The sequence below is a fragment of the Novosphingobium malaysiense genome (assembly GCF_000802225.1).
Lineage (GTDB): Bacteria > Pseudomonadota > Alphaproteobacteria > Sphingomonadales > Sphingomonadaceae > Novosphingobium > Novosphingobium malaysiense.
This window is the reverse complement of sequence record NZ_JTDI01000004.1, coordinates 284,604-302,588: the sequence shown is the minus strand read 5'-3', so window position 1 is coordinate 302,588 and position 17,985 is coordinate 284,604. Positions and strand designations below refer to the sequence as shown.

Sequence of the window (17,985 nt, the reverse complement as noted above, 5' to 3'; positions counted from 1 at the left end):
CGTGCTCGACTGGGAGCTTTCGACGCTGGGCCATCCGCTGGCGGACTTCGCCTATCACGCGATGATGTACCACATGCCGCCGCACATCGTGGCAGGGCTGGGCGGCGCGGACATCGCCGCGCTCGGCATCCCGAGCGAAGAGGACTACGTCGCCGCCTACTGCCGCCGCACGGGCCGCGAGAGCCTGCCCGACTACCGCTACTATATGGCCTTCAACTTCTTCCGCCTCGCCGCGATCTTCCACGGCATCAAAGGCCGCGTCATCCGCGGTACCGCAGCCAACGCACAGGCCAGGGAACGCGCAAAGGCCTTCCCCGAACTCGCAAGGCTGGCGCTGGGGTTTACCCGCGATTGATTTGCGGCAAAGCGCGCGTCGCACCGGCAAGGGGCGCGCTAGAGGCGCGTCCGTGCCTGCCGCATGAATGGACGCTAAAGGCTGCTCGAGGGGCGGGAAGGAAGTGCGGCCGACCGGAAACCAGTTTCGGCAGTTCAGCCTCAGCGGTCGAGAAAACACTTTCGGAGAGCAGCCAACTACGTGTGTTACCGTCGACACATATGGGGTTGTTCGTAATCAATTGAAGTAATCATCGCTGTTGGTTCTTCAGAAATACACCGAATGAGTAAAGTGTGCAGTTGTGTGCACAGAAGCGAGTTCGATCAAAGGTCGACTCATAGAGCGTCCCTGCCTATGGTCAGCACTATGCTTAAAGAAATTGTTCGAGCATCGATGCAAATGACGAGGCGGGGCGCATATGCATGAAGCCCGGGCAAACGAGGAAGAGCCCAGGTTCGATCATCCCGTGGTCGCCGTGGGGGCATCTGCCGGCGGGGTCGAAGCGCTCAAGAGTTTCGTGTCGGAAATTCCGGCCGATGTTCCGGCCAGTTTCGTCATTCTTCAGCACCTGGCCCCCGACCACGAAAGCCAGCTGGCGGACATTCTGGGGCGCGCAGCGAAATTGCCGGTTCTGGAGGCCGACAAGGACATGCCCGTAGAGCCCGGGCGCATTTATGTGCTGGTGCCCGATCGCTATCTGACGCTCGTTGACCATGGGTTGTTCGTGGAGCCCCCCACGGAGCCGCGCGGTCTGCGCATGCCTATCGATCATTTCATGCGCTCGCTGGCCGATTCGGCCGGAACGAGAGCTGTCGGGGTGGTTCTTTCCGGCACCGGCAGCGATGGCACCAACGGTTTGCGGGCAATAAAAGGTTCAGGAGGTGTGACGCTGGCGCAGGAGCCGGAATCCTCGCTTTACGATGGCATGCCACGTGCGGCGATCGATGCCGGCGTGGTCGACCAGGTTGCCGATCTGGAATCCTTGGCCCGCACGATTGCCGAGCTTTCCGCACGCATCAAGGAAGCGCCCAGTGACGACCCGTTCTCGCCCGGCGCTCTAAGCGGAATTCTTGCCCTGCTCAAGGCGCGGACCGGCCATGATTTCACTGCCTACAAGGGCGGCACGATCGGGCGCCGCGTGCGCCGGCGCATGAACCTGCTGAGGTACGATTCGCTTCCCGATTACCTTGTGCACTTGCGGACCAATGCGGACGAGGTTCGCCAGCTCTTCGATGACCTGTTGATCAATGTGACCAGCTTCTTTCGCGACGCCCCGATATGGGACGCCGTTGCCAACAACCTGCTCCTGCCGCTTATCCGCAATCGCGCCAAGGCGGGTGAGCCTATCCGCATCTGGGTGCCCGCCTGCTCGACTGGCGAAGAAGCCTTCACGCTGGCGATGCTCATGGAAGAGCAATGCGCCCACGTCGACCATGGCTGCGAATGGCAGATATTCGCTACCGACCTCGATTCCGCTGCGATCGGTAAAGGGCGAGAGGCTCTTTACGGCGCCAGTATTGCCGATGATGTGAGCCAGGAACGCCTGCAGCGCTTTTTCCAGCGTGAAAGTGGCGGCTTTCGGGTGAAGAAGGCGCTGCGCGAAAAGGTGGTTTTCGCGCAGCAAAACGTGCTCACCGATCCACCTTTCTCGCGTCTGGACCTCATAAGTTGCCGTAACCTGCTGATCTATCTGGCTAGTCAGCACCAGGGGCGGCTGCTGGAGACCTTCCATTTCGCCCTCCGAGAGGGGGGGTATCTGCTTCTCGGCACGTCGGAGACGACCAGCCCCCGGCAGCGGGAATTCCGGACCATCGATGCCAAGTCCCACCTCTATGCGCGCCGCCCGGGGCGGTCGCTGGCACGGCTCAGTCCCCGTAGCGACATGGCTCTGGCCGATGGATTGAGCGGTTTACCACGCCAGACACCGCGTGATCGCCAGCGAGATCTTGCCACCCAGGTGCGCGGGTCCTTGTTGGAACGTTATGCCCCAGCGGCAATGGCGGTGTATGAAAACGGGGACATCGCCTATTTCCACGGTGCCGTGCGTCGCTTCATCGATCAGCCGGAAGGCACGCCGAGCCAGTCGATCTACGATCTGCTGCCCCCGGCTCTGCGCAGCAGGGCGCGCGAAGCGATCAAGGCTGTGAGCGGAGGCGGTTCGCCATCGCACCGCAGCGCAATGATCCGCTATCCGGACCGCGATGCCAGCGTCTGCATCGAATGCGTGCCTATCAATGATGGTGATACCCGGTTGTTCCTGCTGACTTTTATCGAGACCGAGAAGGACCAGGCCACCGACAAGGAAGCAGTGGACGCCGATGCCCACTATGTCCGCCAGATCGAGAACGAACTCGCGATCGTCCGCGAGGATTTGCAGACGACAGTCGAAGAACTCGAAACGTCGAATGAGGAGTTGAAGGCCAGTCACGAGGAAGCCGTGGCGGCGAACGAGGAATTGCAATCGGCCAATGAAGAACTCGAGACCAGCCGCGAGGAATTGCAGTCGCTCAATGAAGAACTGGTCACGGTCAACAATCAGCTCGAGGAGAAAATCGCGGAAGTCGAGAAATCCTCGGACGACATGCGCAATCTTCTCACCAGCACCAGGCTGCCTGTCCTCTTTCTCGATCCCGAATTCAAGATAAGCGGCTTCACCCCCAGCACCAACGCCGTCGTGGAACTGCGCGACGGCGACATAGGGCGTCCCGTTTCCGAACTCGCTTTCAAGGTCGACGACCCCAGCCTGCTGGACGACGTGCGTACCACCCTGGCCGAACTCAGCCCCGCAGAAAAGCAGATCACGTCCCGGGCCGGGCTGACGTACTTGCGCCGCATTCACCCCTATCGAACATCGGATGAGCGGATTCATGGCGTGGTCGTCACGTATTCGGACATAACCGCTCAGGCGGAGGTTGCCGTCCAGCTTGCGGGCCGCGAACGGCAGCAGCGGATCATCGCCGAACTAGGCCAGGCGGCACTGGCTGCGCGCGACCTTCCGACGTTTTTCAACGAACTGTGCGCGTCCTTGCGGGTCGCGCTCGACTGCGACTACGCCAAGTTGCTCAAGCTCAATCCAAAGACCGACCGGCTCGACCTGGTGGCCGGAGCGGGTTGGAAGAACGGGTTGGTCGGCAAGGCGACCGTCCCGTCCGGCGTCAAGAGCCAGGGCGGGTACACGCTCAAGAACCCTGCCGTCCTCGTTACCGATTTCGAACATGAACGTCGTTTCGACCCCCCGAGGCTGCTTTCGGATCACGGCGTGCGGTCAGGCGTGAGTTGTCTGATCGAAGTCGGGGGAAGGCCGTGGGGTGTACTGGGCCTGCACAATCGCGAGCCGGGCCATTTTCGCGAAAAGGATCTCACCATCCTCCAGGCTGCGGCCAATGTCGCGGCTGCGACGATCATGCAGATCGAGCGCGAAACCAGCATGGCCCGCGAGAGCCTGATGCTGTCGCTGGCGATCAAGACAGCCGACATGGGCGTATGGCACTACGACGCACATACCGAAAACGTGACGTGGGACGAGCGGCTGCGCGAGATCATCGGTGTGCAGCGGGCGGGCCCCAATCCGCACGTTTCCGATTTCATGGCCATGATCGTGCCGAACGACCGGGCGCGGGTATCGGCGGCCCTGTCCAGGACGGTGGAAGACGGCACACCGTTCAAGGAAGAGTTCCGGCTAGTGCGGGCCGACGGCCGCGAAATTTGGTTGATCGGTCGCGGCGAACGCATGCACGAGGGGGACCGGGTTTCTGTCCTCGGCGTCACCACGGACATCACCGAACGCAAGCAGGCCGAAGAGCAAAACCGCTTCGTGATGCGCGAACTCGATCACCGGGTGAAGAACGTGCTCGCGATCATCCTCTCGATTGCGAAGATCACCGGCAAGGCCGCTCCGGACTTCGACGGTTTCATTTCATCGTTTGAAAACAGACTCCATGCGATGGCCCGCACCCACAGCTTGCTGGCCGAGGCACGCTGGAAAGGAGCGAGCCTCAAAAACCTCGTCGAGGACGAGCTTGCGCATTCCTCCGTGGGGCAGAACGTGCGCGTCGAAGGCGACGAGATCGCTCTCGCTCCCGCGGCCGCACAGGCGTTTTCCATGGCGCTGCACGAATTGTGTACCAATGCGCTGAAATACGGCGCGCTTTCGGTGCCGGATGGCGAGCTCGACGTGACCTGGAAGCGCATCGAGGGGGATGATGCCGACGGTGCCTTGCGGTTCGTATGGACAGAGAGGAATGGTCCGCTCGTGACGGAACCGGACAGGAAAGGATTTGGCTCCACTGTCATAGAACGAATCTTGGGGGCCCAGCTGGCTGCCGAAACGAATATAGAATTTGCGCCTGAGGGATTGGTGGTGACATGCTTGATTCCGGTGAAGCGTCTCGTCAGCGGCAGCGCCGGCAATGACCCCCTGCCAACAGCCGCAGCTCCGCAGATCGATCTGACGCCGCTCAACGGCGCTCGGGTTCTGGTGCTCGACGACGAATGGCTGGTGGCGGAACAGCACGCGCACACGCTGATCGGAGCCGGGGCGACGGTTGTCGGGCCTTTTCACACCGTTGCTCAAGCCCGGGCCGCCATTGACAGCGAAGACTTCGATCTGGCGCTGCTGGACTACAATATCGCAGGCGTGCCGGTCGACTCCCTGCTCCCCCAATTGTGCGAGAAAGGCGTGCCAGTCCTGATCGTTTCCGGTTATGGCTCGGAACTCGAAATGGATATGGATCTCGATCTCGAAAACGGTCGGATAAACTACCTCCCCAAGCCGGTCTCTCCGGCCGCCATGCTCGGCCGCATTGCCCGGCTTATCTCGACCGAGGACGGCCAGACCGATGGCCCGGCGTGACCTCATCGGCATAGGTGGGAGCGCGGGCGGTCTACCGGCGCTTGTTGCGCTGCTCGAGACGTATCGTCCGAGGCAACCGGCCACGCTTATCGTCGTGTTGCATCGCGCCGCCGAAACACGCCATCTGCTCGGCATCCTGCAGCGTGCGAGCCCGATCGAGGTCTGCGAACCGCAGGATGGTGCTGTGATCCGCCCCAATTGCCTCTATCTTGCCCCTGCAGATGCCCATCTTCTGGTTGGCGATCATCACCTGCATTTGCGTCGCGGGCCGCGCGAAAACAACTTCCGGCCCGCCATCGATCCCTTGTTTCGCTCACTTGCGGTTTTCGGGCAGTCGCGCGCGACCGGGGTGATCCTTTCAGGTTACCTCGACGACGGTGCGGCTGGATGCCGGGCAATCGTTTCAGCCGGAGGCGCTGTCGTGGTGCAGGACCCTGCGGATGCCTCGTCCCCCAGTATGCCGCGTGCAGCGATAAGCGCCGTGGGCGAACCCGAAGGCATCGCGTCTGCCGCCGAGATCGGCGAGCGCCTGTCGCGGATCGTTGCGGAACCTGCCGGGCCTTCGAAGGCGGTGGCCGAAAATGTGAAGCTCGAACTCATGATCGCGGGGTTGGAGAAGGCCAAGATGTCGAGCGAGGACAAGCTGGGAAATCTTTCCCCCTACAATTGCCCCGATTGCAACGGCGTGCTTTGGCGGATCGAAGATGGCCCGGTCACCCGGTTCCGCTGCCACACCGGGCACGCCTATACGCAGAATTCGCTTGATGCGTTGCAGGAGGAGAAGCTCGAACGCAGCATGTACGACACGCTGCGTTCGCTGCGGGAAAGAGCAGCGCTGCTTCGCGAAATGGCTGCAAAGGACGAGGCCACCAACGGTCGCTTGCGCGAGAGAGCGGCCAGCTATGAAAATGATGCCGATACGCTGGAAGACCTCATCCTCGCGCGGCGCGAGCACGCCTGAGAGCGCCCTTGGCACCTGCCGCGGAAACGGCGGTCATCAAAATTTAGTATATTAGTGCGTACAACTGTAACCGCAGCTTTGCCAGATGAGGGCGTTGCTATGGGTAATCGTTATGCGCCTTCGGGCGCGCTGGATGCACGCCGGGAAAAACGCCGTGAACTTGGCGCGAAGGCGGTCGTCCGGGATAGTCACAGGACGCGGATCGGCGGTGTCGTCCTGGATATCTCCCGTTGGGGATGCAGGATCGACCTTTTCTCGGGCGGTGCCAGCCCGGGGCGATATGTGACCATCAAGCTGGAGGGCATGGAAGCTTGGTCCGGCTATGTGCGCTGGTCGAAATCGTCCCAGGTCGGCATCGAATTCGAGCGCCCAATGCATGCCGCGATCGTCGACCATCTCGCGCAAACCCGCGCGGAAGTGGAATTCTTGCAGGCTTCCTGACCTGAGCGCCAGCTAACTTGGCCAGAAGTGGGTGATCAGAGGATGACGGGTAGATCCAGTCCCCTCTCGCGGGCGCAATCGAGCGCGATGTCGTAACCCGCATCGGCATGGCGCATCACGCCGGTTGCCGGATCGTTCCACAGCACCCGTTCCAGACGCTTGGCAGCCGCTTCGGTGCCGTCGGCGACGATCACCATGCCGGCGTGCTGCGAATAGCCCATGCCCACGCCGCCGCCGTGGTGCAGCGAGACCCAAGTCGCGCCGCTGGCGGTGTTGAGCAGGGCATTGAGCAGCGGCCAGTCGGACACCGCATCCGAACCGTCACGCATCGCTTCGGTCTCGCGGTTGGGGCTGGCGACGGAGCCGGAATCGAGATGGTCGCGGCCGATCACTACCGGGGCTTTCAGCTCGCCGCTCGCGACCATTTCGTTGAAGGCGAGGCCGAGCCGGTGCCGGTCGCCGAGCCCGACCCAGCAGATGCGGGCGGGCAGGCCCTGAAAGTGGATGCGCTCGCGCGCCATGTCGAGCCAGCGGTGCAGATGCGCGTCGTCGGGCATCAGCTCCTTCACCTTGGCATCGGTCTTGTAGATGTCCTCCGGATCGCCAGACAGCGCCGCCCAGCGAAATGGGCCGACGCCGCGGCAGAACAGCGGGCGGATGTAGGCGGGCACGAAACCCGGAAAGTTGAAGGCGTTTTCCACCCCTTCATCCTTGGCCATCTGGCGGATGTTGTTGCCGTAATCGACGGTCGGCACGCCCGCAGCCTGAAAGTCCAGCATGGCACGCACATGGACCGCCATCGAGGCCTTGGCCGCCCTGGCGACGGCATCGGGTTCGCGCTCGCGGCGTTCCAGCCATTCGGCCACGCCCCACCCGGCTGGCAGGTAGCCGTTGACCGGATCGTGCGCGGAGGTCTGATCGGTCAGCAGGTCCGGGCGGATGCCGCGGGAGTACATCTCGGGCAGCACTTCTGCGGCATTGCCGAGCAGGCCGACAGAGATCGTCCTGCTTTCATCCTTGGCTTTCTCGATCAGCGCCATGGCCTCTTCGATGGTGTCGGCGCGGTGGTCCAGATAGCCGGTGCGCAGGCGCATCTCGATGCGGCTTTCCTGGCATTCTATGGCAAGGCAGGAAGCCCCGGCCATGACCGCTGCCAGCGGCTGTGCGCCGCCCATGCCACCAAGCCCGGCGGTGAGCAGCCAGCGGCCTTTCAGGTCGCCGTCATAGTGCTGGCGCCCCATCTCGGCGAAAGTTTCGTAAGTGCCCTGAACGATGCCCTGGCTGCCGATGTAGATCCATGATCCCGCGGTCATCTGCCCGTACATCGCCAGCCCCTTGCGATCGAGTTCGTGGAAGTGCTCCCAGGTCGCCCACCTGGGCACGAGGTTGGAGTTGGCGAGCAGCACGCGCGGCGCATCGGCATGGGTGCGGAACACGCCCACCGGCTTGCCCGACTGGATCAGCAGGGTTTCATCGTCCCCCAGCCGGCGCAGAGTCTCGACGATACGGTCGTAGCTTTCCCAGTCGCGGGCGGCGCGGCCGATGCCGCCATAGACGACCAGCTCCTCGGGGCGTTCGGCGACGTCCGGGTGCAGGTTGTTCATCAGCATGCGCAGCGGCGCTTCGGTCAGCCAGCTTCGGGCGGTGCGCTCGGTGCCGGTCGCCGGGACGATCCGGCGCGAATTGTCGAGGCGGGTCATGATCGGCCTTTCGCGAAGTCGAGACATGCGTCGATGACGCGGTGCAGGGTGGGGAGAACGGCGGGCGCGTCGGACAGCGGCGCGGGCCAGTTTTCGGGTGAGGGCATGTCGGGTTCGGTAAGATAACCGCGCATCGCCAGTTCCATCTGGATGGCGTGGACGCTGTTGTCCGGCCTCCCGTAGTGGCGGGTGGTCCAGCCGCCCCGGAACCGGCCGTTGACCACATGCGACAGGCCGCTCTCAGCGCAGATCTGCGTAACGGCATCGCGCAGGGCGGGGGCGCAGGTCCGTCCGTCATCGGTGCCGATGTTGAACTGCGGCAATTCACCCTCGAACAGGCGAGGCACGCGGCTGCGGATCGAATGGGCATCGTAGAGGACCACGAGATCATGCGCAGCGCGCAGGCGTTCGATCTCCGCTGCTATGGCGGCGTGGTAGGGATCGAACCAGGCCTTGCGGCGGCGCTCAATCTCGGCGGCGTCGGGAGTCTCGGCGGAGTAAAGCGCTTCGCCGTCGAAGGTCTCGACCGGGCACAGACCCGTGGTCGTCTGCCCCGGATAGAGCGAAGCGCCCGATGGATCGCGGTTGCAGTCGACCACCGTGCGTGAAATCGAGGTCGCGACCGTTGTCGCGCCGCGTTCGCGCACGAAGGCATAGAGCCGGGCGATGTGCCAGTCGGCATCCTTGCGAGCGAGCCAGGGCGAGGACAGGCGCGCTTCGAGATCCTGCGGAATGGCCGAGCCGCCGTGTGGGAAACACACGATCAGCGGCGCATCGCCGCGATGGATGTCTATCCAGTCGCTCATGACAGCGCCGGAAGGTCGATACCGGCCGTCTCGGCCACGGCGCCCGATCGCACGAGGGTATTGGCTGCTTCCATGTCGGGATGGAAATGCCGGTCCGATCCAAGCGCGGGTACGGCCTCGCGCACGAGACTGCGCACCGCTTCGAGCGCATCGCTCGAGGTGAGCGGCGCATGGAAGTCGCAGCCCTGCGCCGCTGCGAGAAGTTCGATGCCGACGACGGCGGTGGCGTTCTGCACCATGCCGGTGAGGCGTCGGCTGCCGTGCGCGGCCATTGAAACGTGGTCTTCCTGATTGGCCGATGTCGGGATCGAATCCACCGAGGCCGGATATGCCCGCTGCTTATTTTCCGAGACCAGCGCGGCGGCGGTCACTTGCGGGATCATGAAGCCGGAATTGAGGCCGGGCTCGGGCGTGAGGAAGGCAGGCAGACCCGAGAGCGCGGGATCGACGAGCATCGCCACGCGCCGCTCGCTCAGCGAGCCGATCTCGCACACGGCCAGCGCGATCATGTCGGCGGCGAAGGCTACCGGTTCGGCGTGGAAATTGCCGCCGGACAGCGCTTCGTCGGTCTCCGCGAAGATCAGCGGATTGTCCGAAACGCCGTTTGCTTCGATGGCCAGTGTCGTTGCAGCTTGCCGCAGCAGGTCGAGCGCGGCGCCCATGACTTGCGGCTGGCAGCGCAGGCAATACGGGTCCTGCACGCGGATGTCGTTGACGATGTGGCTGGCGCGGATGGCGGAGCCGGCCATCAGGTCGCGCAGCACGTGGGCGGTGTCGATCTGGCCGCGATGGCCGCGCAGCGCATGGATGCGCGGGTCGAACGGCGCGTCCGAGCCTTTGGCAGCCTCGGTCGAGAGTGCGCCGGCGACGAGGGCGGTCTGCAGCAGCCGCTCGGTTTCGAACAGGCCGGCGAGGGCCCAGGCACAGGAAAACTGCGTGCCGTTGAGAAGGGCGAGCCCTTCCTTCGGGCCGAGCCGGGCAGGCTCCAGCCCTGCGTCGGCAAGGGCCTTCTCTGCCGGGAGCCGGGCCCCATCGACGAAGACGTCGCCGACCCCGATCATCGCCGCGGCCATGTGCGCGAGCGGGGCAAGGTCACCGCTGGCGCCGACCGAGCCCTGGCTGGGGATGACCGGTGTGATGCCTTTCACCAGCATGGCTTCGAGCAGATCCGCCGTGGCCGGGGCAATGCCGGAGGCGCCCTGCGCGAGGCTGGCGAGCTTGAGCGCCATCATCAGCCGCGCGACGGGAACGGGCGTCGGCTCGCCGGTGCCGGCGGCGTGGCTGAGCACGATGTTGCGCTGGAGCGTTGCCAGATCGGCATCCTCGATGCGGATGCTGGAGAGCTTTCCGAAGCCGGTATTGATCCCGTAGACCGGCTCGCCATGGGCGATGATCCGCGCGACCGCCTCAGCGCTGCGCGCGATGACGGGCGCGGCGTCCGGATGCAGGCGCACTTCAGCGCCGCGGTAGATCGCGCGCCAGTCGCTCAGCGAGACGTGGCCGGGGGTGAGAGTGATGGTGCTCAATGGCCTCTCCGAATGCGGGCATGAAGGGGATTGAAGCCGATGCGGTAAACCAGCTCGGCGGGGGTCTCGATGGTCCAGATGGCGAGGTCGCAGGCCTTGCCCGCTTCCAGCGTGCCGATCTCGCCGCCCATGCCCAGCGCCCGCGCGGCGTTGCGGGTGACGCCGAGCAGGCATTCCTCCACCGTCATCCGGAACAGCGTGGCGCCCATGTTCATCGCGAGCAGCAGTGAGGTGAGCGGCGAAGTGCCCGGATTGCAGTCCGTCGCCAGCGCCATGGGCACTCCGGCTTCGCGCAGCGCGGCAATCGGCGGCAGGCGGGTTTCGCGGGTGAAGTAATAGGCGCCGGGCAGCAGCGTCGCGACCGTGCCGGCGCGCGCCATTGCGGCAACGCCCTCGTCGTCGAGCCATTCGAGGTGATCGGCCGAAAGTGCGCCGAATTCGGCGGCGAGCGCAGAGCCATGCTGGTTGGACAATTGTTCTGCGTGCAGCTTGACCGGGAGACCGGCCTTGCGCGCGGCTTCCAGCACGCGGCGGGTCTGCGCGTTGGTGAAGCCGATGGACTCGCAGAAGGCATCGACCGCATCGGCAAGGCCTTCGCCTGCAAGCGCGGGGATCATCTCCTGCGCTACCGTGTCGATGTAGCCATCGGCATTCCCGGCATATTCCTTTGGCAGGGCATGGGCGCCGAGGAACGTGGTGGTCACGCCGACATCGCGTTCTTCTCCGAGGCGCCGGGCGGCGCGCAGCATGCGTCTTTCGGCTTCCAGCGAGAGGCCGTAGCCGGACTTCACTTCGACGGTGGTCACGCCCTCGGCAATCAGCGCGTCGAGGCGAGGGAGGGCACCGGCGACGAGGTCGTCCTCCGACGCGGTGCGCGTGGCGGCGACCGTGGAAACGATGCCTCCGCCAGTGCGCGCGATTTCCTCGTAGCTGGCGCCCTGCAGCCGCAGTTCGAATTCATGCGCGCGGTTGCCGGCGTGGATCAGGTGGGTGTGGCAGTCGATCAGGCCCGGTGTGATCCAGCGGCCCTCGCAGTCGTGCACTTCGGCGCCTGCAAAGGTCGGCGCGGAGTCCGCCGGTCCGGCATAGACGATCCGGCCATCCAGACTGGCGACGACGCCCTTGTCGATCAGCCCCAGGCGATCGGCGCCGTCCCGGCACATCGTCGCGAGGCGCGCGTTGGTCCAGACCCTGTCGCATTGCATCGGAGCCGAATCTCCCTTCCCGGCCTGTTCGTCGCTGACGCGTTCTTGGCAGCGCGTCTCAATAATGTATAGACATTATATCCGCCAAGCAAGGAAGGGGCCGATGGGCATGGCAACGACACTCCATTTCGCCTCGCTGTTCACGCCGGACGGCTGGTGCCGCGATGCGCGCGTGACCGTGGCCGATGGGCTCGTGGCCGCATTGGAAACGGACACATCGCCGCAGTTGGAGGACGAGCGCCACGATATCGGTGTCCCCGGCATGCCGAACCTGCACAGCCATGCCTTCCAGCGCGGCATGGCGGGGCTGGCCGAGCACCGGGGGAAGGGCGAGGACAGTTTCTGGACCTGGCGGGAGGCGATGTACCGCTTCGTCCACGCGCTCGATCCCGATACGTTCGAGGCGATTGCCGCGCTCGCTTACATGGAGATGCTCGAGGCCGGCTTCACCCGCGTCGGCGAATTCCACTATCTGCACAATGCGCCCGATGGGCGGCCCTATGCCAACTCCGCGCGCATGGCCGAAGCTCTGGCCGCCGCCGCCGCAAACACGGGTCAGACGCTGACGCTGCTGCCCGTGTTCTACGCGCAGGGCGGTTTCGGCGGTATCCCGGCAGGAACGGAGCAGCGGCGCTTCGTCACCGACGCCGAGGGATATGGAAGGCTGCTGGAGGCCTCGCGTGCCGCTCTGGCCGGACTGGATGACGCAAGACTGGGGATCGCTCCGCACTCGCTGCGTGCGGTAACGCCTCAGTCGTTGAACGAGGTGCTCGCACTCGCGCTGGAAGGGCCGGTTCACATCCACATCGCCGAGCAGGAACGCGAAGTGGCCGATTGCCTCGACTGGAGCGGTGCCCGCCCGGTGCAGTGGCTGATGGACAATGCCGATGTCGGCGCCGAGTGGTGTCTCGTCCATGCCACGCATGTCGACAGCAGCGAACTGGCCGCCATCGCCCGGACCAAGGCTGTCGTCGGGCTGTGCCCGATCACCGAAGCGAACCTTGGCGATGGCGTGTTTCCCGCCGTCGAGGCGCTGGCACAGGGCGTGCGGTTCGGGATCGGCTCGGACTCCAATGTCCGCATCGACATGACAGAGGAACTGCGCCTGCTCGAATACGGGCAGCGCCTGATCCACCGGCGCCGCAATTGCCTTGCCGGGTCGGAAGGCGGATCGACTGGAAGGGCGCTGTTCGAACGGGCGCTTACGGGGGGGCAGCAGGCGCTTGCGGCGCCTTCGCCGTTGAGCCCCGGCGCGCCTGCCGACATCGTCAGTCTCGATGCCGGGCACCCGTCACTGCTTGGACGCCGTGAAGACGCGCTGCTGGACGGATTGGTCTTCGCGGCGGGGCAGGGCGCCATCGACTGCATCTGGCGGCGCGGTGTCAAATGGGTTGAAGGCGGTCGGCACCGTGACCGCGAGGCGATCACGGCCCGCTATCACAAGGCGCTGAAAGGACTGCTGGCATGACCAAACCGCTGGGGGAACGCATCCGCAGCCAGTTCGAGGCGCGCATTCTCTCGGGCGAGCTGGCGCCGGGCGAGCGGCTGCCCACCGAAGCCGAACTGATGCAGCAGTTCGGCTGCTCGCGCATGACGGTCAGCAAGGCTCTGTCAGCCTTGGCCGATGCGGGGCTGATCGAACGGCGCAAGCGCGCAGGCTCCTTCGTGTCGCGCCCGCGTGTGCACTCGATGGTTCTCGATATTCCCGACCTCGCCGAGGAAGTGGCTGCGCGCGGGCAGACGCATCGCTATCGCCTTATCCGCCGCGACGTGAGCGAGGCCGGTATCGCGCACTTCGGCCCGGCAGGGGGACAGGTGCTGGCGCTTGACGGTCTGCACCTGGCCGACAACGTGCCTTTCGCGTTCGAGCAACGGCTCGTCGATATCGCGGCGGTGCCGGACATCGCCGACGTCGACTTCGGCCACCTCGCGCCGGGCTCCTGGCTGCTGCGGCATGTTCCCTGGGACGAAGCGGAGACCCGCATCGCGGCGGAAGGGGCAAGCGGCAGCATCGCCGACTGGCTGGACGTCGAACCCGGCACGGCCACCCTGGTAGTCGAGCGGCGGACCTGGCGGGGCAGCGACAGCATCACGTTCGTGCGGCAGCACTTCCGCGCCGACCAGTACGACCTCGTCGCGCGCTTCGGCCAGCGCTCGGCCAGCCGCGCGCCGGCGTAGATCAGCTTTCGAGGAAGTCCACGGTGCCTGCTTCGGCTTCCTCGAACAGCGAGGAGAGGACGTAGTTCGTGTCGACATCGGGCATGGCCTGCATCACGCGGATATCGCCGGTGTAGGTGACCATCCGCGATATGCGCTTGCGGATGCGCCAGCCTTTGGAGGTGCGCACGAGCGCATCGTCGTACCAGCCGGTGGATTCGAACAGGCCCTCGCCATCGTCCAGCTTGCGGCGGAAACGGCCGCAGACGTAGCTGAAGCAGCGCGCTTCATCGCCATCCACCTTGACGGTGTGGCCCGACGTCATGTGCTGGGTGGCGGAAAAGACCGCGTGAATGTCCTTGTAGGCCGGCATGAGGATCGCCAGCCCGTCGATGGCCGCGCCGGCACCGAAATCGAGATGGACGTCGTCGGTGAAGATGTCCTCGAACAGCTCGTATCGGTGCGAATCCGTCGCCACGGCATAGAGATTCACGATGTTTACGATCTGCGCGAAGTCGTCTGCTGTCATGCTGTCTCTCCCTGCATGGGCGTGCGTCGTGGGCGTCATTATTGCCGTCCGGATCAACAGGACCGGCAGCGACACGCTGGGCCGGGACCGGGCGGTCCTTGCAGTGAGGGATCGTGCGGGCCAATCTCGTCCCTGTAAAGCCGGGTGACAAGGCTTAGGGAGAAGGGTGAATGGAACTGAAAGGCAAGACTGCTCTCGTAACCGGCGGCAGCCGCGGGCTGGGCAAGGCGATCGCCGAACGGCTCGCCAGTGCGGGCGCAATCGTCGCGGTGAACTACGCTGGCAATCGCGAGGCGGCGGAAGCGACCGTTGCCGGGATCGAGGCGGCGGGCGGACAGGCCTTTGCCCTCCAGGCGCGGCTTGGTGGCAAGGCCGAGGCCGACCATCTTGTCGCCGGGCTCGACGCCGAACTGGAAAAGCGCATCGGCTCGAACCGGCTCGATATTCTCGTGAACAACATCGGCGGCGGCGACTATGGCACGATCCTTGATGCCGACGAGGCGTTTTTCGATCAGGTCTTCAACAACAACGTGCGGGGCGCCTTTTTCCTTACCCGCGCGCTGCATTCGCGGCTTGCCGACTTCGGGCGGGTGATCAACATTTCCTCCACCGGCGCGCGGCTGACCGATCCGGGGATCATCGTCTACACCATGGCCAAGGCGGCGGTGGAGGCTTTCACGCGCGTGCTGGCCGCCGAACTCGGACGGCGCGGGATCACGGTCAATTCGGTCGGCCCGGGCTTTACCGCCGGCGAGACCAACGCCCATGTTCTGGAAGATCCGAAGATGAAGGCGATGGTGGTCGACAACACCGCGTTGCGCCGCTTCGGCACGCCCGAGGAAATCGCGGATACCGTCCTCGCTTTCGCTTCGCCGCTGACGCGCTGGGTCACCGCCCAGAACGTGGAAGCGAGTGGCGGCTTCAAGCTGTAACGCGGGAGATTGGGAAATCACCGGAGGCGAGGGCGCGCGGGAGGCCTTTGTGCAGCGGGCGGGGGGGAACCATTGTCGGCCCTGCTGACGGTCACGGCTCCCAAGGGCACGGTCATCATCGACGGCATGCTCGCAGAGCCCACCTCCACGATTACCTTGCCGCCGATCTCCGGATCCGCGATCCGCAGAGCCGGGAGAGGCTGGTTGGATACATAGGCGGTGGGCTGGCCGATTGGTCGCTCGCCCCGGTGATCTGCAGTGTGTTCTATCTGGCGGAGATCATCGAAGCCCGCCACTTCCTGGAAAGCAGAAAGGCAACTCGGCAAGATCGTCGTGGCCGTACGACGGTTTGAGGGGGAGAGCTCATCTCCCCCTCAGCACTGGCCTCAGTCCTGTTTGACGGCTTCGCGGCCCCAAAACCGCAGGTTGCCGCACTTCTCAATGAAGGTCCTGGCAGCCGAACCGTCGGACACGTCGACGAAGCCGTCGTCCATCCACTTCCATACGCCCGCGGATTCGAACAGCGGCTTTACTTCGGGGACATAGGCCACGAACTTGGCGTGGGCGAAGGCATCGTTGACGAAGTCGATGCTCGGCTTGTCGGCGTCGTAGCGGCGCGCGGATTGCTCGCTCATCACCACGGCCACCGCATCGTAGACGACCGAGGGCGCACCATCGATCTTCTCGTTGGCTTCGAGCATGGTGCCGTCCGAGAGCTTCGCGCCGGCCACGTGCGGGGCAACGATCTCTACCATTGCACCGGTGGCGGTAGCCGCCTCCTTCAGGGCGGAGACGACTTTCGCGTCCGCGCCTTCTGCGATGTAGATGCCCAGCTTGCGTCCCTTGAAGCTGTTCGGGCTGTTCTTGAGGATCGACAGCGCCGGGCTTTCGGGCAGGTCGGTGATCGGCTCGCGGGCGGGCTTTATCGCCTCGGGCATTTCGGGAAGGCCGATGGCCTCGCACACCTTGCCCGCCAGACCTTCGTCGATGTTGCGCAGATGACCGATCACGCGCTTGCGGATGTCCATGCGGCCGACCTTGGACAGTTCGAAAGTGAGCGCGTTGGCCATGTGGGTCTGCTCGACCGGGGTCTGCGAGATATAGAACTGACGCGCCTGGCTGTAGTGATCGGCGAACGTTTCGCTGCGTTCGCGAATCTTGGCGCCTTCCACTGCGACCGAGGCGGACGTGAAACCGCGCATGGGGCAGCCGCGCGGACCGCGATCCTCGCCGGTGCCTTCGCCCCACGAGTTGGGCTCGTAGTTTGCGCGGCCCTTGGGGTTCTGCATCGCCATGTGGCCATCCTGCTGGAAATGCCGAACCGGGCACTTGGGCGAATTGATCGGAATGTGCGTGAAGTTCGGGCCGCCCAGCCGCTTGAGCTGGGTGTCGAGATACGAGAAATTGCGGCCCTGCAGTAGCGGATCCTCGGTAAAGTCGATGCCCGGCACGATATTCTGCGTGCAGAAGGCCACCTGTTCGGTCTCGGCGAAGAAATTTTCGACATTGGCGTCGAGCGTCATCGTGCCGATGATGCGCACCGGCACCTGTTCCTCGGGAATGATCTTGGTGGCATCGAGCACGTCGAATTCGAAGTTCTCGGCGAATTCCTCGTCGAAGACCTGCACGCCCAGCTCCCATTGGGGATAGTCGCCGGCGTCGATCGCCGCCCACATGTCGCGGCGGTGGAAGTCCGGGTCGGCGCCGTTGATCTTGAGCGCCTCGTTCCAGATCACCGACTGCATACCCTGCTTCGGCTTCCAGTGGAACTTCACGAACGTGGCCTTGCCTTCCGCATTGACGAAACGGAAGGTGTGCACGCCGAAGCCCTCCATGAAGCGGAAAGAACGCGGAATGGCGCGGTCGGACATGATCCACATGACCATGTGCATCGCTTCAGGGGACAGCGAGATGAAGTCCCAGAAATTGTCGTGCGCCGTCTGCGCTTGCGGAAAGCCCCGGTCCGGTGCGGGCTTTGCGGCGTGGATCAGGTCGGGAAACTTGATGGCATCCTGGATGAAGAACACCGGGATGTTGTTGCCGACGAGGTCCCAGTTGCCCTCGTCGGTGTAGAACTTGACGGCAAAGCCGCGCACGTCGCGCGCAAGGTCGGGCGAGCCCTTGTTGCCGGCCACGGTGGAAAAACGCACGAAGACCGGCGTCTTCTTGCCCTTCTCACCGGCCAGCGCGGAGGCGCAGGTCAGTTCGGGGATCGGGTCGGTGAGTTCGAAAGTACCGTGCACGCCATAGCCGCGGGCATGGACTACGCGTTCAGGAATGCGCTCATGGTCGAAATGAAAGATCTTCTCGCGGGCGATGTGGTCTTCGAGCAGTGAGGGGCCGCGGGGACCGGCCTTGAGCCAGTTCTGGTCGTCGGCAACCGGCGCACCTTGCGCGGTCGTCATCACGTCGTCGTCGCCCTTTGGCTTCTGATGGTTGGCGCCGCCTTTGGAAAGGTCGAGATCTTTCATGCCGTGCTCCTGTTTGTTGGTATGATCGGCCCGAAGGGCCTTTCCCAAGCAAACGGGGCAGCGGTGCGGAT

Annotated in this window: 12 protein-coding genes and 1 pseudogene; 7 read left to right on the top strand and 6 right to left on the bottom strand. The window is 64.4% G+C overall.

Annotated elements, in window-relative coordinates:
- The 4 genes and pseudogenes from LK12_RS15720 to LK12_RS23845 all read left to right on the top strand — a co-directional run.
- Nucleotides 1–355 (top strand): annotated as a pseudogene (locus tag LK12_RS15720) (phosphotransferase family protein); the annotation flags it as partial.
- Between the two features lie 397 nt (nucleotides 356–752).
- Nucleotides 753–5,186 carry a chemotaxis protein CheB gene (locus tag LK12_RS15715; protein WP_231568378.1) on the top strand — a complete coding sequence of 1,478 codons (4,434 nt, stop codon included), beginning with the start codon at nucleotides 753–755 and terminating at the stop codon, nucleotides 5,184–5,186.
- Nucleotides 5,173–6,147 (top strand): chemotaxis protein CheB, encoded by a 975-nt coding sequence (locus tag LK12_RS15710; RefSeq protein WP_039286041.1) that lies wholly within the window; start codon nucleotides 5,173–5,175, stop codon nucleotides 6,145–6,147. The genes LK12_RS15715 and LK12_RS15710 overlap by 14 nt, the downstream gene beginning before the upstream one ends.
- A gap of 78 nt (nucleotides 6,148–6,225) precedes the next feature.
- Nucleotides 6,226–6,588 (top strand): PilZ domain-containing protein, encoded by a 363-nt coding sequence (locus LK12_RS23845; protein ID WP_156135507.1) that lies wholly within the window; start codon nucleotides 6,226–6,228, stop codon nucleotides 6,586–6,588.
- Nucleotides 6,589–6,623: 35 nt separating this feature from the next.
- On the opposite strand, the gene hutU is transcribed toward LK12_RS23845, so the two are convergent.
- Genes hutU through hutI form a run of 4 tightly spaced genes read right to left on the bottom strand, consistent with a single transcriptional unit; the run spans nucleotide 6,624 to nucleotide 11,825 of the window.
- Nucleotides 6,624–8,288, bottom strand: a complete 1,665-nt coding sequence (gene hutU / locus LK12_RS15700) for a urocanate hydratase (protein ID WP_039286038.1) — start codon at nucleotides 8,286–8,288, stop codon at nucleotides 6,624–6,626.
- Nucleotides 8,285–9,094 (bottom strand): N-formylglutamate deformylase, encoded by an 810-nt coding sequence (hutG, locus tag LK12_RS15695; protein WP_039286035.1) that lies wholly within the window; start codon nucleotides 9,092–9,094, stop codon nucleotides 8,285–8,287. Before hutG ends, hutU begins: the two co-directional genes overlap by 4 nt.
- Nucleotides 9,091–10,620, bottom strand: coding sequence for a histidine ammonia-lyase (gene hutH, locus LK12_RS15690; RefSeq protein WP_039286033.1), 1,530 nt, complete (start codon nucleotides 10,618–10,620; stop codon nucleotides 9,091–9,093). The genes hutG and hutH overlap by 4 nt, the downstream gene beginning before the upstream one ends.
- Complete coding sequence (gene hutI, locus LK12_RS15685) at nucleotides 10,617–11,825, bottom strand: imidazolonepropionase (RefSeq protein WP_039286030.1); 1,209 nt, start codon at nucleotides 11,823–11,825, stop codon at nucleotides 10,617–10,619. Before hutI ends, hutH begins: the two co-directional genes overlap by 4 nt.
- A gap of 103 nt (nucleotides 11,826–11,928) precedes the next feature.
- Between hutI and LK12_RS15680 the strand changes: the two genes are divergently transcribed.
- Together LK12_RS15680 and LK12_RS15675 are read left to right on the top strand one after the other, a co-directional pair.
- A complete protein-coding gene (locus LK12_RS15680; RefSeq protein WP_039286025.1) occupies nucleotides 11,929–13,293 on the top strand; it encodes a formimidoylglutamate deiminase in 1,365 nt (454 codons plus the stop codon).
- Entirely contained in the window at nucleotides 13,290–14,003 is a 714-nt protein-coding gene (locus LK12_RS15675) for a UTRA domain-containing protein (protein ID WP_039286023.1), read from the top strand. Before LK12_RS15680 ends, LK12_RS15675 begins: the two co-directional genes overlap by 4 nt.
- A gap of 1 nt (nucleotide 14,004) precedes the next feature.
- On the opposite strand, the gene LK12_RS15670 is transcribed toward LK12_RS15675, so the two are convergent.
- Nucleotides 14,005–14,511: a nuclear transport factor 2 family protein gene (locus LK12_RS15670; protein ID WP_039286021.1), complete on the bottom strand. Its 507-nt coding sequence runs from the start codon at nucleotides 14,509–14,511 to the stop codon at nucleotides 14,005–14,007.
- Nucleotides 14,512–14,681: 170 nt separating this feature from the next.
- Here LK12_RS15670 and LK12_RS15665 point away from each other — a divergent pair, with 170 nt between their 5' ends.
- Nucleotides 14,682–15,443 (top strand): SDR family NAD(P)-dependent oxidoreductase, encoded by a 762-nt coding sequence (locus LK12_RS15665; protein ID WP_039286019.1) that lies wholly within the window; start codon nucleotides 14,682–14,684, stop codon nucleotides 15,441–15,443.
- 386 nt (nucleotides 15,444–15,829) lie between these two features.
- On the opposite strand, the gene LK12_RS15660 is transcribed toward LK12_RS15665, so the two are convergent.
- Nucleotides 15,830–17,914, bottom strand: coding sequence for a catalase (locus LK12_RS15660; RefSeq protein ID WP_039286016.1), 2,085 nt, complete (start codon nucleotides 17,912–17,914; stop codon nucleotides 15,830–15,832).
- Nucleotides 17,915–17,985: the final 71 nt, after the last annotated feature.